Source organism: Mycobacterium syngnathidarum, assembly GCF_001942625.1.
In the GTDB taxonomy this organism is placed as follows: Bacteria; Actinomycetota; Actinomycetes; order Mycobacteriales; family Mycobacteriaceae; genus Mycobacterium; species Mycobacterium syngnathidarum.
Genome location: NZ_MLCL01000033.1, coordinates 102,104 through 117,059, shown reverse-complemented (window position 1 = coordinate 117,059; position 14,956 = coordinate 102,104). Strand labels below are relative to the sequence as shown.

The following is a 14,956-nucleotide window of genomic DNA, read 5'->3' as shown; positions in this document are numbered from 1 at the left end:
TGCTCTTCGCGCAAGCGCTCATCGGTCGACCTTCAGGGCCGCACTGAACATCGCATCCGTCCCATGCCGGTGCGGCCACAGCTGCACGTGTGGCCCGTCGCCGAGGTCGTCGGCCGGGGCAAACAACTCCCCGGTGTCCACCTGGGTCACCCGATGCCGGCGCACCGCGTCGGCCACCACCCCGACCGTTTCGGCCAGGTGCGGTGAACAGGTCGCGTAGAGGACCACGCCACCGGGACGCGTCAGCCTTATCGCCGCGGCGAGCAGCTCACGCTGCAGCTTCGCCAAACCGGGAACATCACCGGGCTGGCGCCGCCAGCGTGCCTCGGGGCGTCGGCGCAACGCTCCCAGCCCGGTGCACGGGGCGTCGACGAGTACCCGGTCGAATCCGGGTTCCAGGCCCGATTCCCGCCCGTCCACACGGTGCACGTCGACGTCGAGGCCCCGGGTGTTCTCCTCGACCAGGTCGGCACGGCGCGACGCCGGTTCGACCGCCGTGACCCGGGCACCGGCGGCCGCACCGATGGCGGCCAAGAGCGCGGTCTTACCGCCCGGTCCGGCGCACAGGTCGAGCCAGCGGCCGTTGTCGGGGCCGTCCAGCTCGGCCAGCGTCAGCGCGCGGGCCACCAGCTGACTGCCCTCGTCCTGGACCTGGGCGGCGCCGTCGCGCACCGCCGCCAACTGTCCGGGGTCGCCCCCGGGCAGGTAGACCGCGTACGGCGAGTAGCGCCCGACGGTCCCGTCGGCCTGCGCGGCCAGCTCGGCCGCCGTCAGCGCCGTGGGTCGGGCCGCCAGGTGCACCACTGGACGTTCGTCGTCACTGGTCAGCAGGGCGTCGAGCTCCCCCGCCCTGGCCCCCAGCGCGTCGGTGAAGGCCTGCGCGATCCACCGCGGGTGGGCGTGCACGAACGCGGCGTGCCCCACCGGATCGGTGGCGGCCGGCGGCGCCAGTTGCTCCATCCACTCCTGCTCGGTGCTGCGGGAAATGGTCCGCAGCACGCCGTTGACGAAACCCGCTCGGGCCGTGTCGAATTCGATGCCGGCCTGCTCGACGGTGGTGGACACCGCGGCGTGCGGCTCGACCCGGGTGCGCAGTAGTTGGTATGCGCCCAGGCGCAACAGATCGAGCAGTACCGGGTCGATGCGCTCGGGCGGACGCCCGGCCGCTGCGGCGATGACAGCGTCGAGAAGCCCCCGGGTACGGCACGCGCCATAGGTCAACTCGGTGGCGAACGCCGCGTCACGGCCCTCGATCCCGCGTTCCCGCAGCAGCGCGGGCAAGGCCAGGTTGGCGTAGGAATCACGTTCGGATACCGCGCGCAGCACGTCGAATGCCGCGCGGCGGGCCGGATCCAGCGGTGCGCGGCGGTGCTGACGGTTGCGTTGCGGCGTACGGTTCGGACGGTCTGCGGGCCGGTTCACGATGCACGCACCGATTCCTCGAGCCGCGCGCCACGAGCCCAATCGGCGGCATTCATGAGTTTCTTGCCGGGCGGCTGGATCTGCCCGAGGCGAACGGGTTGCGAACCGGTACCGACCAGCACCGCGTTGCGCTCCACACGGATTTCACCGGGCGCCAACAAATCTCGCGACAGATCTACGGCGACCGGACCGACCTTGACACGCAGGTCCCCGATCATCGTCCAGGCACCGGGATTCGGGGTAACCGAACGGACCTGCCGATCGATGACGTGGGCCGGCAGATCCCAGCGAATCCGCGCCGACTCCACGGTGATCTTGGGCGCCAGGCTCACCCCGTCGGCCGGCTGCGGGACCGCGGTCAGTGCTCCCTCGGCAATGCCGTCCATGGTGGACTCCAACAGCGCGGCACCTGAATCAGCAAGCCGCCCAAGCAGATCGCCGGCCGTATCGGTATCGCGTACACGCTCGGTGACCACCCCGTAAACCGGGCCGGAGTCCAGTGCCGGTTCGATCAGGAACGTCGTGGCCCCCGTGACTTCGTCACCGGCCGCCAGAGAAGCCTGCACCGGAGCCGCACCGCGCCAAGCCGGCAACAACGAGAAGTGGAGATTGACCCAGCCGTGTACTGGCACCGCCAGGAGGCGCTCGCTCAGCAGCGCGCCGTAGGCGACAACGGCACAGCAGTCCGGTGCCAGCTCGGACAGTTCGGCGACGAACTCGTCGGAGTTGGGTTTCGCCGGTCGCAGCACGGGGATGTCGTGCTCGAGGGCCAGCTTCGCGACCGGTGACGGGGCGGGCTTGCCGCGACGCCCAGCGGCGGCATCGGGCCGGGTCAGGACCGCGACCACATCGTGGCGGGGCGAGTCGATCAGCCGCTGCAACGACGGAAGGGCGGGCTCTGGGGTTCCGGCAAAGACGAGACGCACCGCACCAGTTTAAGGATTCAGCCCGCTGCTTCCCTAATGCGGAGCCCGGTAGTACTCCCGCTCGGACACTCCGGCCAGCGGGGCGAGATACACCCATGGGATGGTTCCGACCAGCCGGTTGAGGGTCGCCACCGCATCGTTGTAGTACTGCCGGGCGAACGCCAGCTTGTTCTCGGTGTCGGCCAGGTTCTCTTGCAGGTTCAGGAAGTTGGTCGACGAATTGAGTTGCGGGTAGGACGATCCCAGTGCCAGCACGCCGGACAGGGCATGGTCGAGGTTACGTTCGGCGGCGCTACGCTGCCCTACCGATGCCCCGCCGGTCGCCGAGGTCAGCGCCGCCTGCGCGCTGCTGACCCGGCCCAGGACCGCAGTCTCGTGAGTCGCGAACGTCGCCACGGTCTGCACGAGCGCGGGTATCAGCGCGGCCCGGCGCGTCAGTTCCACATCGATGCCGCTGAGTGCCTCGGCCACCCGCACATCAGCCGCGCGCAGCTTGTTGAAGCCCACGACGAAGCCCACCAGCACCGCGACTGCAAGCACCAGCACCACGACCAACAGCGGTGTCACCACGATCCGCCTCCTCCTCCGCCGCCACCGCCGCCACCTCCACCGCCGCCACCGGACGACGACGACCCGCCGCTCGACGATGAGGACGATTGCGAGGCGGTGTACGCCCCGATCGATGATGACAGGGCTGATTCGAAACTGTCGAAATCCGTGCCGGCGGATCCGCCGGTGAAACCGTGGCTGCTGTCCGATGATGACGAAGACGACGAGTTGTACCAATCGGGTTGAGGTGCAGGCGCACCCAAGGTGTCCTGATACTTCTGCGCCCACAGCGCGGCGGCGCCACCGGCCACGGCGAACGGGATGTACGCCAGGTAAAGGTCCTTGCGGGCGGCGAAGTCGAACCTGGTCTCGGCCGAATCGGTGGACAGCAGGCGGTGGAAACCCCCTGCACGCGACCACAATTCCCGACCGGCGGGGGTACGCCGGGTGCCGACACCGCCGTGCCAGCCACGCAGCGAGCAGAGGAAGAACACCGCGAACGGCAGCCCCCACACGGTCATCGGGATTCCGAAGAACAGGCAGAACCCGGCCAGCGCGGCAAAGAACGCCATCGCATTTGCGACCCGTACCCACAGTTCCTTGCGGCGCCTGATCATGAAGCCGCCGTCGAACGCCCATTTGCGCACAGCCACAGCCATATCGGCCTTGGCCTTGCTCAGCTTCTTACCCGAGGCCGCGGTGTTCTTGGCGGTGAACTCGGCCCCCACGGACATCACCTTGAGCGCCGCTCCCACGTCGACGCCCACCGGATCGACACCGGCCCAATCCGCAGGTCTGGCGAGGCCCTTGATCTTCCAATGTTGGGCATTGACCTGCCTGAGCTCCACCAACCCGCGCTCGGCGAGGTGGAACAGCGTCGCACTCAGCCCGTTCTTCGGCATCGTCTCGGTGCGGATGAATTCGGTCTGGACCGGCCCGAGCCCTTCGGGCGGGGCGTACTGCACCGGAAATCCCGGGGAAGGTTCGACGGTGGTCCGCGTCCAGACAAGGGCCAGCAGGCCCATACCGGCGGTGAGCAGGACAACCAAGGCCAGCGCGGCCGACGACCGGCCGAGGATCCGGTCCCAGGTGTAGGACCACGGCAGGCTCGGTTGGGCGGGTGTGGCCGCGTCGACGCCGGCGCGCAGCGTCACCGGGGTGTGCGGTTCGAGGCCGGTCGCCACCACCCGCACGGTGTTGCCGTCGGTGCGCAGATCCGCACAGGCCCGGCCCACACCGAATCCGACACTGCAACCAGCTCCGGTGACCTGGGCCGGCAGGGTGACCGAGATGTCAGCCCGCTCGATGGTGTTGTTCCACGCCGGTGCGACAACGTTCCAGTAGAACGCCGACGTGGCATCCGGGTTGCCGGTGTTCGTGGCGAACTGGCGGTGCACACCGACTGAGCCCGGATCCAGCACCCCGTCGATGGTGTAGCGGATCTCGAAGACATGGCTGCCCCAGTCCAGGGTGGCGGCCGGGTCCCCGATCTTGGCCACCCGGAACCGTTTACCGCTCTCCCACAGCAGTTGGTAGGGCATCGGCGCCCCGTCCATGGTGATCGAGGTGATCTCGGGTACCTGCCGGAGCCTTGAGTCGTTCTGGTTGGCCACGTCCCAATAGCGGAAGATCCCGTGCCGGCCGCTGGGAAAGTCACCGGTGATGGTCTCCACCGCGGTCATCCGGCCGTGAGCGTCGACCGTGAAATCAGCCCGGTAGTCGGTGATCACCACCGGATCGGGCGCGCCGGTCCCGGCGCCCGACCCTGTACCGCCGGTAAACACGAGCGGCCACATCAGACCAAAGGCGATGAGCCCCAACGCAAACAACCACGACCACACCCGGCGCATGGCGGCCTCCTGATTCGGCACTCACCGACAACGGGAGAAGTATCCGCCTTACCCGATGTGTAGCGGGTCGATTTGGATACGACACGGTTGCTGATCCTTGCGTGCGGAGAGCACGGCGGTGGCCCGGCGCAGCGCGGCAGCCAACTCCAGACCCCCGTCACGGGGCACCCGCACCAGCATCCGGCACACCTCGGCATCGGGATCCAGGCCTGGTGGGCGGCGGGCCCCGACAGGCAATTCCACGGGCCCGAGTGGTTCCGCGACCTCGGGGAGTTGCGCGGTCTCGAGCAGGGCCCCAACCGCGGTCGTGGTCCCGTCGATGGCCGCCATGTGCACCGCCGGCGGAAGGCCCACCTCACCGCGCGCGTCGAGTTCGGCGTCGGCATGTCCCACCGGATCCCACCGGATCAATGCCTGCACGGTGGCAATCGCCGACTCGGCCACCACCGCCACCACACCGCCGTCGGTACGCGGACGCACCAGGGCCGCTGCGGCCATCCACCGGCGCATCGTGTCCTCGGCCGCGCGCAGATCCTGTCGGCCCAGCAGCGCCCACGCGTCGAGCAGCAGTGCCGCGCCGTAACCGCCGTCGGCGACGGGTTCCGCCCCGGGTGTGGACACCACCAGCGCGGGACCGCTGCCCACCGCAGCGACAACGGTGTCGCCGCCCGAGGTGATCACCGAGGTGCCGGGAAACGCCCGGCCCAACTCTTCAGCCGTGCGCCGGGCCCCCACCACCACCGCCCGTACCGCATCGGAACCACAACGCGCACAACGCAATGCGGGTTCAGCCCGGCCGCACCACCGGCACTCGGCAGCCGCACTGCCCCGCTCCGGCAGCGCCAGCGGGCCAGTGCAATGCCGGCAACGCGTCACGGCGCGGCACCGCGCACAGGCCAGGGCCGGCACGTACCCGCGGCGTGGAACCTGGATGAGCACCGGGTGCTGGGCCTGCAGCGCTGCCCGCGCCGCCTGCAGCGCCATGGAGGGCAACCGAGCGGTATGCGCGGCCGGATCGCGCTCCTGCGCATACCCGCTGTCCTCCAGCGCGACCACCCTCGGGGCAGCTGCCCGAACCACCGGCCGCGCCGCCACCACGTCGTGGGCCCAGCGGGTCCGCACCAGGGCCTGCGCCTCGGCGGTTCGCGCGTACCCGCCTATGATCGCCGCGCACCGCAGCTGGTGGGCACGCAGCATGGCCACTTCACGGGCGTGCGGATACGGGGCGCGCGGCTCGGCCAGGTTGTCATCGCCGTCGTCCCACACCAGCACCAGCCCTAGGTTGGTCACCGGCGCGAACACAGCACTGCGCGTACCGATCACCAACTGGGCCTGCCCGCGAAGCACCGCCAGCCAACGGCGGTACCGAGCGGACGGGCCGAGGCCGGCCGACAACGCGACCACCCGTGATTCGGGAACCCGGTCGACGGCGGCGGCATAGAGCGCGTCCACGTCACGCTGATCGGGCACCACGGCCACGACGCCCAGCCCCGCGCCCACCGCGACGGCGGCCGCCTCGGCCAGCCGTTGCGCCCAGTTCTCGCCGGGCAGGGCCTGCCACACCGCGCGGGCCGCGCGGCCCTCGGCGACTGCGGTCAAAAACTGCTCACCGCGGCCGTACCGGGCCCAGGCGCCGGTGTCGACGGGGACGACCGCGACCGGCTCCGACTCCTCCGGCGACTGTTTCTCCACCCTGGCATGGCGCGGCGGCACCGCCAGGCGCAGCACGTCGGCGCGGGTGCCTGCGTAACGGGCGGCCACCGCGTCGACCAGCCGCCGGATCTCCGGGGTGAGCACCGGCTCGGGTGACACGACCCGGTCCAGCCAGCCGAGCTTGCCGGTGTGATCGGTATCGGAGCGTCGCTCCAGCAGGTAGGCGTCGACCAGCCTGCCGTTGAACCGGACCCGGACCCGCACCCCGGGCTGGGCGTCGTCGGACTGTTCCTCCGACACCAGATAGTCGAACTCCCGGTCCAGGTGCGGCACCGTGAGCAGGGGAAGCACCCGCGCAACGGGTTCATGCTCGGCGGCGCGGCGGGTGATGGTCACTGTGCAGGTTTAGCAGCAGGGTGTGTCGAACGCCCGAAGAAGAGGCCGGCGGTGATCAGCACCAGCGACGCCGCATAGCCCCACCAGATCGGGACGGCGAGCAGTTGGTCGCCGCGCACGAACTGGCTGATGCCGATCATCGCGTCCGATACTGCGAAACACACGCCACCGAGCGCGGTCCACGGGGTGGGCAGCCGGGCCAGCAACGCCGTGGACACCATGGCACCGAGCACCGCGATGTAGGCGACCACCGGGACGGCCATTCCCTGCTCGACGAGCCGGGGCCAGAACCAGGTCAGCAACGCCACACAGGCCAGGACGGTGACCGCCACGGCGATCAGCCGCGGCGTCGAACGCCGCGCCAGCGGCACCAGGACCCCGAGAAAGCACAGATGCGCGACCAGGAACGCGGCCAGGCCCAGCACGAAGGACGGTTCCCACCACGGAATGGCGAGCAGAAAGTCGCCGAGCGCGGAGAACAGGAGCGCACCGACGAGCCAGCGTCGTTCCCGCACGATCGGATGAGCGCACGCGGCCGCCGCCAACAGGACCGCCGCAAGTGCCTTCACCGCAGGTTGGAGGGTGAATTGACCCGTCAGGTCGGCCCCTTTGGGCAGCTGCATCGCGGTGACGATCAGGAACACCCCGTAACCCGCCGCGACAGCCGCGGCCACCACCCACAGCCGCCGCGTGACGCGGTGTGCGTACGGTTGCGGAATGTCCGTTGCTGACGAGAAACCAGCTGTCGATGCCATCCTGCAAAAGGTACTGGAGGCAGTGCCGTTCCAACTGTCGACCGACATCGGTGTCGACGAGGCCCGTCGCCAGTTCAGTGAGATCCCGCGAATGCCGGTCCATCCCGAGGTTCAGGCCGAGGACCGCGTGATTCCGGGGCCGGCCGGCGAGATCCCGGTGCGGGTGTACCGGCCGCCGACGGCCGACGGCGCGACGCTGCCGGTGGTGGTTTTCATCCACGGCGGCGGCTGGGCGCTGGGCGACCTGGACAGTTACGACGGCACCGCACGCCAGCACGCCGTAGGTGCCGACGCGGTGGTGGTGTCGGTCGATTATCGGCTGGCCCCCGAACATCCCTACCCCGCCGCGGTCGACGACGTATGGGCGGTGACCCAATGGGTGGCCGCCAACGCCGCCGAGCTCGGAGCCGACGCCGACCGGATGGCTGTGGCCGGGGACTCGGCGGGCGGCAACCTCAGCGCCGTGGTGTCGCTGCTGGCGCGTGACGCGGGCCTTTCCGGGCTGCGATTCCAGTTGCTCTGGTACCCGGCCACGACATGGGACACCAGCCTGCCGTCGTTCACCGAGAACGCCAAGGCACCGATCCTCGGGCTCGACGCGGTCCAGGGGTTCTCCCGTTGGTATGCCGGTCATGTCGACCTGTCCGACCCGCCGGTCACCCTGGTGCCGGCCCGTGCGGGCGACCTGTCCGGGCTCGCGCCCGCCTATGTCGCGGTCGCCGGGCACGATCCGTTGCGCGACGACGGCATCCGTTATTCGGAGATGCTGACGGCCGCAGACGTTCCGGTGCAGCTGGACAACGCCGCGACGCTGGTGCACGGCTACCTCGGCTACGTCGGCGTGGTCCCCGTGGCCACCGAGGCATTCGATCGTGCGATGGCCGCGCTGCGGGGCGCGCTGCACGGCTGAGCACCGTCAACCGTTGTTCTTGCTGGGCCACAGCGACATTCGACGGATGATCCCGTCGCGCAGCGCCACGGTGTGGAACATCACCGCGCAGATGTGCGCGGTGAACGTCGCGAACAGCAGGTAGGCGGCCACGGTATGCGCGGTGCGCAACACCGCGTAGAGGGTGAGGTTGTGCGGGGCGATCGCCGGAAGGTGTAGCGCCCCGACCAACACCACCGGCGACTGTGCGGCCGACAGCATGGCCCACCCGATCAACGGCTGCACCAAAAGCAGGGCGTACAGCAGATATTCGGAGTAGCTGGCGATGCGACGTTCCAGCGGCCCCATGGTGGTCAGGAATGGCGGCAGTCGGCGGGTGAGGCGATTGGCCAACCTGACGATCGCGAAGACCAGGATCGCGATTCCCAACGGACGGTGGATCGCCAGCAGCAGCGGGTAGTAGCTCAGTGCGGCGATCATCGTGACTCCGATGAAGAACTGGGCAATCACCATGACCGCCATCGACCAGTGCAACAGCCGGGCCGCCAGGTTGAACTTGACAATCGGCGGTTTCGTTTCGGTGGTCACTGCGCGCCCCCCGGTACGACGACTGCGCTGGGCGACTTGGGTTCTCGGGCTCTCCGGTTGAACGAGCGCGCGTAGACCGCCGACCGTGCGCTCGGCAACGGATCGTCGGATGGGGCCAGGCCGTCGGGCAGCACCAGCGGATCGAAATTGATGTCGCGGGCGTTGCCGGGGGCCTCGGTGTGCACGGCGTCGATGGTGATGGTGCCCGCCTCGATGGTGGCGCGGTTCGCCGGCCACGGCAGCGTCGCGTCGTGGGTGGGGTCGGTGGGACCGGCCAGGGTGAGGACCAATTTCCAGCTGACCGGGCCGGCGGCGATCGTGTCGATGAGGGCGTCGAAGAGGACATCTCTGTCGTTGCCGTGCGGGCGCTCGGCAGGCTGCTGCGATATCACCGGAACGGCCGCCCAACGGATCGCCGTCTTCTCGCCCTGGGCGTTGGTAGCTCGGAACGCGTTGAGGCCACGGTACGTACTGTCGGCGAACCCTGCACTCGGCGTGGCTTGCTTGATGATCTTCATCGCAGCGGCCGTCTCCGGATGGTCGGCCAGAAACGCCGCCATCGCCTGCGGATCGGGCTTGCCGGTCTCTGGAACGGGCCGCGAGGCCAGCATGCGCTCGAAGAAACCTCGCGGGGTGCTGTCGGGGAACACCGGCAGATTCACCATCGCGACGCGCCACTGCTCGCCGTCGGGCAGCCCGAACATCAAACCGAGACCCCGGACCGTGTCCGGCTTGTCGGGTTGATCGGGCAACCCGCCGGACAACGAGAACCGGCCAACGACGGGCACGGTGCCGGATTTGAACACCGCAGCCTTGCTCACCTGGGCACCCGCACCGGTGCTGGTGAACGTTCCGGTGGCGGCCAGCCCCTTGGCATGGTTGCGGCGGAAGCCCTCGTGACGGCCCGCGATCTGCTCGAAGCGGTCCGCGAACCGATCCGGTGTCAACGCATCCGGCCGCAGCCAGCCCGCGGCGTCGGCCAGGCCGCCGACGCCGACAGCCACCACACCACCCACCGCGGCCAGCCCCAGTAGCGTTCTCCTGCGGTTCAGCTCCGGAACGTCATCGGATTCCATCGTGGCCGCACTCCTTTTCTCCGCCGAACTCCGTCCAGTGTGAAACGGAATGCGGCAGCAGGCCGTTCAATCGGGTGAATGCGACGTCATGTCGATGGGACTTGCGAATCAGGCGAGCGTCAAGCAGATGGACCTGGCGGACACCATCACCTCCTGCTGCGCCGGCTTGTCCTGCGCCCATTTGCATCCATTGCTTCACGCAACGGTGTACCGTCCCCGTTGATCTCAGCCCCATGGATGGGACGGCGGCACCAGGACAGTTCCGCGCATAACCCAACAAGCGAGCAGAGGAACGAATGACCCGCAGCGAGGAAACCTCGTTCGACACGCAGCATCCGTGGGAGCCTCTCGGCGCGACTGATCCACGCGACCTCACGTTGCCGTTGTACGGAGCCACATTTGGCCAGGCAGTGGCGCGCTTCTTCCACAGCTATGCACGCTTCTCCGGCCGCGCGTCACGTAGCGAGTACTGGTGGCCCCAGCTGGCATTCCTTTTGGCCCTCCTCATCTGTGGGGTCTTCATCGCTGTAGCGGGAGACAACGGCCCACTCGGGGGTCTGGCACTGGTAATCGCCGGAATCATCATGCTGGGGTGCGTGATTCCAGGCTGGGCGCTTTTGGTCCGCAGACTCCACGACGCCAACCTGTCCGGATGGATGTGCCTGCTCACGTTGCTGCCCTACGTCGGACTAGTCTTCGGCCTTCTGCCGTCCAAGCCGCACGGGCAACGTTTCGACCGTCGCCCGAGCCAGTAGTGCTCGACCAGATACTCCGGTGCCCCGGGAGTGTCGGTTCAACTAGGCGCAGGCCGGTCCGTGGTTCGCCGATGCGAAACGCGCCACGGCTTACCCCAATTCACTCCGCTTGCGCGTCTGCGAGAACGCACTGGGCGGCATGCCGTGCCAGCGTTTGAACGCGTGGCAGAACGTCGAGGTCTCGCTGTAGCCGAGGCGCCGCGACACCTCCTCGACGGTCAATCCGACGCTGCACAGCAGATCCACCGCCAATGCCGAGCGGGCCTCGTTGACCAGGGCCCGAAACGCGGTTCCCTCATCGGCCAGGCGACGTCGCAGAGTGCGCGGGTGGACACCGAGTTCGGCCGAGACCTCTGGCAACGTCGGAAACCGGCCGGGATCGCGAAACAGTTTACTGCGCACCACCGCGGTGATCCCGCGGCGCTGCGCATTGCGCTGCATGAGCGCATCGCACTGCGCGATACACAGATCGAGGGTGTACGGATCCGCTTGAGGCAGTTGCTCATCCAGCATGGCGCGGGGGAAGTGCAGTCGGGAATGGGCCCGGCCGAACGTCACATTGGGTAACGGCATCAGGGTCAGCAGCGGCCGCAGAACCTCTTCGTCGATCGACACTTCGGCGAGTATCCGATCAGCGTATTGCGCCACCACCGGAGACGCGAAACTCGCTGTGGTGGCGACAATCCCGGCGACGTCACGTTCGATGAAGAAGCGCTGGACATCGTTGGGCAGGTGGCCGACGTTGAGTTCCAGCACGCACTCGTCGGTGCCCTCGAACAACTGCAAATCGATCTGCAGTGTGGTCAGGGCGAAGTAGCGCATCCCGATGCTGAACAGTTCACGCAGCGTCGCACATGACATGACGGCGAACCCGAACAAGCCCATGTGCGTCAGGGCCGACCGGCCACCGACATCGACACCCAAACCCGGTTCGTCGGGCAACTGGGCCTGCAGGTGTCGGACCGCCAGGATCTCGTCGTGCGCGCTGATCACACCGTCGGGATCGTCGAGGTCTGCCGGTGTCACCCCGGTTCCGGCCAGAACCACTGCGGCCGGGACACCGCGCTCGACGGCGACCTCGCACAACACCCGGGTGGCATGCATCGGATGACATACGTCGGCCGACCAACTCGTCTTCGCTACGGATCCTGACCTGGCCATTGCCCCCAGCCCTTGTCCCAAAATCCCAACTCTGTGTCCGATAGTCCCATTCTCTGCTCGTCCTGTCATTCATACGGTGGATCTATGGCGGCACCGGCGGCGCGACTGAGCACGTGGACCATGACCCGCGAGGCGATCACGGTCGGCTTCAGCACCGAGAGCGGGTTCCTGACCCGGGTCCAGGGCCAGGACATCACCAGATACCGCTGCGCGGGAAGACGTTTCGTCTCCATCACACACCCCGATTACGTCGACCACGTGCTCCACGAGGCGCGTCTGCGCTACGTCAAGTCCAACGAGTACGAACCGATCCGAGCGGCGGCCGGCATCAACCTGCTGACCGACGAAGGCGATTCCTGGGCCGTCCACCGGACCGCGCTGAACCCGACGTTCGCGCGTCGTCGTCTCAATGACATCGTCGATCTGCTGATCGATCCGATCGAGCGGGCCACCGATGAGCTCGCCGAAGGCGGCGACGGTGTGTGTTTCGACATGCACTCGGCCATGGTGGAAACCACCCTGCGGGTCGTCTCCAACGCCCTGTTCAGTCAGGATTTCGGACCGATCGTGCACAGCATGCGCGATCTCACCACGCGTGGGCTCAGACGCACCGAACTACTGGGCCGGCTCGGGCTCCTGGGTCTGCTCCCCCGCCCGGTGTACGACGCCATCGCGGCCAGCACCTGGTCGGGGGTCCGGCTGCCTCCGCCGCTGCGGGAAGGCCAGCGCATCGCCCTGGCCCTGGATGCCGCGGTGAACACCGTCCTCGACGAACGTCTGGCACACCCGACAGAGTCCGCCGACCTGCTCAACGTGTTGTTCAGTGCCGACAGCGGCACCTGGCCGCGCCGGCGGGTCCGGGACGAGGCGCTGACGTTCATGTTGGCCGGGCACGAGACAACGGCCAATGCGATGTCGTGGTTCTGGTACCTGATGGCGCTCCACCCCGAAGCCAGGGAGCGGATGCTGGCCGAAGTGGACTCGGTCGTGGGCGCGGGCCGTCCGACAGCGGGCGACCTGACCCGGATGCCGTGGACCACCGCGTGCATCCAGGAATCGCAGCGCTGTTACTCCGCGGTGTGGATCATCGCGCGGGAAGCCGTCGAGAACGATTGCATCGACGGCCATCACATCCGTCCGGGAACAACGGTGATCATCCCGATCTACCAAATCCACCACGACGAGAGATGGTGGCCCGATCCGGAAACCTTTGACCCCAACCGATTCCTTGGTGACGCCGCCAAGAGCCGGCCGCGCTCGGTATACCTGCCGTTCGGCGGTGGACGTCGGATCTGCATCGGGCAGAGCTTCGCACTGATGGAGATGGTGTTGATCGCCGCCATCATGAGTCAACGGTTCATTTTCGATCTCGATCCTGGCCACTCGGTGGAAAGGGAGGCTACGTTGACGTTGCGACCAAAACACGGCGTCCACATGATCGGACGCAGCCGAGAGGTGGCCTGATGCCCGACTTCCACACCCTCATCGTCGGCGCCGGATTCTCCGGCATCGGCACCGCCATCGCGCTGGACAAGGCCGGCCTGCACGACTACCTGATCCTGGAGGCGGGCGACGGGGTTGGCGGAACCTGGTTCTGGAACACCTATCCTGGTGTGGCCGTCGATATTCCGTCGTTCTCCTATCAGTTCTCGTTCGAGCAGTCGCGGAATTGGTCGCGCACCTACGCGCCGGGCGATGAGCTGCGCACCTATGCCGACAGCTGCGTGGAAAAGTACGGCCTACGCCCCCGGATCCGGTTCAACACCACCGTCGCGCGGGCCGTGTTCGATGACGAAGAGAACCTGTGGCGACTCGAACTGGGCTCCGGTGACACGCTCACCGCGCGGTTCCTGGTCAACGCCAGCGGGGTGCTGACCATCCCGAAACTCCCCGAGATCGACGGCGTGGACTCCTTCGCCGGGACCACCGTGCACACCGCCCGTTGGGACCATACCCAGGACTTGACCGGCAAGCGGGTCGCGATCATCGGCACCGGCGCCTCCGCGGTCCAGGTGATCCCCGAGATCGCCCCGAAGGTCAGGCAGCTCACCGTGTTTCAACGCACACCGATCTGGTGCTTCCCGAAGTTCGACGTGCCGATCCCTCCGATCGCACGGCGACTGATGCGGCTGCCCGGCGGCCGGACACTGCACCGGCTGATCAGCCAGGCCTACGTGGAGTTCACCTTCCCGTTGGCGGCGCAGTACTTCACCATCAATCCGTTCGCCAAGCGCGCCGGCGCGGCCGGCCGCGCCTATCTGCGGCAACAGGTGCGCGATCCGGAGGTGCGCGAAAAGCTCACACCCCGATACGCGGTGGGATGCAAACGACCCGGGTTCCACAACAGCTATCTGGCCACGTTCAACCGGGACAACGTGCGACTGGTCACCGAACCGATCGACAAGATCACCGGTTCCGGTGTCGCCACCACCGACGGTGAGAACCATGACGTCGACGTGCTCATCCTGGCCACCGGCTTCAAGGTGATGGATGTCGATGCGCTGACCTTCGAGATCGTCGGGTCCGGCGGACAATCGCTGAGCGAGTTCTGGAAAGAGCGCCGGATGCAGGCCTACGAAGGCGTGAGCATTCCCGGCTTCGCGAACTTCTTCTCGGTGATGGGCCTGTACGGTTACGTCGGCTCGTCGTACTTCGCCTTGATCGAGGCCCAGACCCGGCATCTGGTGCGGTGCATAGAGCAGGCCGACCGCAGGGCCGCCCACCGCGTCGAGGTCCGGCAGGAGGCCAACGACCGGTACTTCGAGGAGATGATGCGCAAGCGCCACCGGCAGATCTTCTGGCAGGACAGCTGCTCACAGGCCAACAGCTACTACTTCGACCGCAACGGCGACGTGCCGCTGCGGCCCGCCACCACGTTCGAGGCGTACTGGCGCAGCAGGACTTTCGACCTCGACGATTACGCGTTCAGCTCGTAG

At 67.8% G+C, this 14,956-nt stretch carries 13 protein-coding genes; 4 read left to right on the top strand and 9 right to left on the bottom strand.

What is annotated here, in order from left to right; translation table 11 throughout:
* Positions 1–18 precede the first annotated feature (18 nt).
* From BKG60_RS11065 to BKG60_RS11040, 6 genes are read right to left on the bottom strand one after another with little or no spacing between them, the layout of a single operon-like run.
* Positions 19–1,422: an RsmB/NOP family class I SAM-dependent RNA methyltransferase gene (locus BKG60_RS11065; RefSeq protein ID WP_070943663.1), complete on the bottom strand. Its 1,404-nt coding sequence runs from the start codon at positions 1,420–1,422 to the stop codon at positions 19–21.
* Positions 1,419–2,348: a methionyl-tRNA formyltransferase gene (gene fmt / locus BKG60_RS11060; RefSeq protein WP_070943662.1), complete on the bottom strand. Its 930-nt coding sequence runs from the start codon at positions 2,346–2,348 to the stop codon at positions 1,419–1,421. Before fmt ends, BKG60_RS11065 begins: the two co-directional genes overlap by 4 nt.
* Before the next feature lie 33 nt (positions 2,349–2,381).
* Positions 2,382–2,918 carry a LemA family protein gene (locus BKG60_RS11055; RefSeq protein WP_070943661.1) on the bottom strand — a complete coding sequence of 179 codons (537 nt, stop codon included), beginning with the start codon at positions 2,916–2,918 and terminating at the stop codon, positions 2,382–2,384.
* Positions 2,912–4,747 (bottom strand): DUF2207 domain-containing protein, encoded by a 1,836-nt coding sequence (locus BKG60_RS11050; RefSeq protein ID WP_070943744.1) that lies wholly within the window; start codon positions 4,745–4,747, stop codon positions 2,912–2,914. The genes BKG60_RS11055 and BKG60_RS11050 overlap by 7 nt, the downstream gene beginning before the upstream one ends.
* A gap of 48 nt (positions 4,748–4,795) precedes the next feature.
* A complete protein-coding gene (locus BKG60_RS11045; protein ID WP_070943660.1) occupies positions 4,796–6,796 on the bottom strand; it encodes a primosomal protein N' in 2,001 nt (666 codons plus the stop codon).
* Positions 6,793–7,551: a lysoplasmalogenase gene (locus BKG60_RS11040; RefSeq protein WP_070943743.1), complete on the bottom strand. Its 759-nt coding sequence runs from the start codon at positions 7,549–7,551 to the stop codon at positions 6,793–6,795. The genes BKG60_RS11045 and BKG60_RS11040 overlap by 4 nt, the downstream gene beginning before the upstream one ends.
* On the opposite strand from BKG60_RS11040, the gene BKG60_RS11035 reads away from it, so the two are divergent.
* Complete coding sequence (locus BKG60_RS11035) at positions 7,514–8,461, top strand: alpha/beta hydrolase (RefSeq protein WP_070943659.1); 948 nt, start codon at positions 7,514–7,516, stop codon at positions 8,459–8,461. The two genes, BKG60_RS11040 and BKG60_RS11035, sit on opposite strands and share 38 nt — an antisense overlap.
* Positions 8,462–8,467: 6 nt before the next feature.
* On the opposite strand, the gene BKG60_RS11030 is transcribed toward BKG60_RS11035, so the two are convergent.
* Entirely contained in the window at positions 8,468–9,028 is a 561-nt protein-coding gene (locus BKG60_RS11030) for a cytochrome b (protein ID WP_075909641.1), read from the bottom strand.
* The gene (locus tag BKG60_RS11025) at positions 9,025–10,104 is read right to left on the bottom strand and encodes a catalase family peroxidase (protein ID WP_239251741.1); all 1,080 of its coding nucleotides are present in this window, start codon (positions 10,102–10,104) and stop codon (positions 9,025–9,027) included. The genes BKG60_RS11030 and BKG60_RS11025 overlap by 4 nt, the downstream gene beginning before the upstream one ends.
* Positions 10,105–10,400: 296 nt before the next feature.
* Here BKG60_RS11025 and BKG60_RS11020 point away from each other — a divergent pair, with 296 nt between their 5' ends.
* On the top strand, positions 10,401–10,859 hold the full coding sequence (locus BKG60_RS11020) for a DUF805 domain-containing protein (protein ID WP_070943658.1): 459 nt from the start codon (positions 10,401–10,403) through the stop codon (positions 10,857–10,859).
* Positions 10,860–10,949: 90 nt separating this feature from the next.
* Here the strand turns inward: BKG60_RS11020 and BKG60_RS11015 are convergent, their stop codons facing one another.
* Positions 10,950–12,020 carry an AraC family transcriptional regulator gene (locus BKG60_RS11015; protein ID WP_070943657.1) on the bottom strand — a complete coding sequence of 357 codons (1,071 nt, stop codon included), beginning with the start codon at positions 12,018–12,020 and terminating at the stop codon, positions 10,950–10,952.
* A gap of 84 nt (positions 12,021–12,104) precedes the next feature.
* On the opposite strand from BKG60_RS11015, the gene BKG60_RS11010 reads away from it, so the two are divergent.
* On the top strand, positions 12,105–13,484 hold the full coding sequence (locus BKG60_RS11010) for a cytochrome P450 (RefSeq protein WP_070943656.1): 1,380 nt from the start codon (positions 12,105–12,107) through the stop codon (positions 13,482–13,484).
* On the top strand, positions 13,484–14,956 hold the full coding sequence (locus BKG60_RS11005; protein WP_070943655.1) for a flavin-containing monooxygenase: 1,473 nt from the start codon (positions 13,484–13,486) through the stop codon (positions 14,954–14,956). Before BKG60_RS11010 ends, BKG60_RS11005 begins: the two co-directional genes overlap by 1 nt.

Coding starts and splice junctions, on each gene's coding strand:
- BKG60_RS11015 (WP_070943657.1), bottom strand. CDS start 12,020: ATGGCCAGGTCAGGATCCGTAGCGAAGACGAGTTGGTCGGCCGACGTA.
- BKG60_RS11020 (WP_070943658.1), top strand. CDS start 10,401: ATGACCCGCAGCGAGGAAACCTCGTTCGACACGCAGCATCCGTGGGAG.
- BKG60_RS11025 (WP_239251741.1), bottom strand. CDS start 10,104: ATGGAATCCGATGACGTTCCGGAGCTGAACCGCAGGAGAACGCTACTG.
- BKG60_RS11040 (WP_070943743.1), bottom strand. CDS start 7,551: ATGGCATCGACAGCTGGTTTCTCGTCAGCAACGGACATTCCGCAACCG.
- BKG60_RS11005 (WP_070943655.1), top strand. CDS start 13,484: ATGCCCGACTTCCACACCCTCATCGTCGGCGCCGGATTCTCCGGCATC.
- BKG60_RS11050 (WP_070943744.1), bottom strand. CDS start 4,747: ATGCGCCGGGTGTGGTCGTGGTTGTTTGCGTTGGGGCTCATCGCCTTT.
- BKG60_RS11035 (WP_070943659.1), top strand. CDS start 7,514: ATGTCCGTTGCTGACGAGAAACCAGCTGTCGATGCCATCCTGCAAAAG.
- BKG60_RS11010 (WP_070943656.1), top strand. CDS start 12,105: ATGGCGGCACCGGCGGCGCGACTGAGCACGTGGACCATGACCCGCGAG.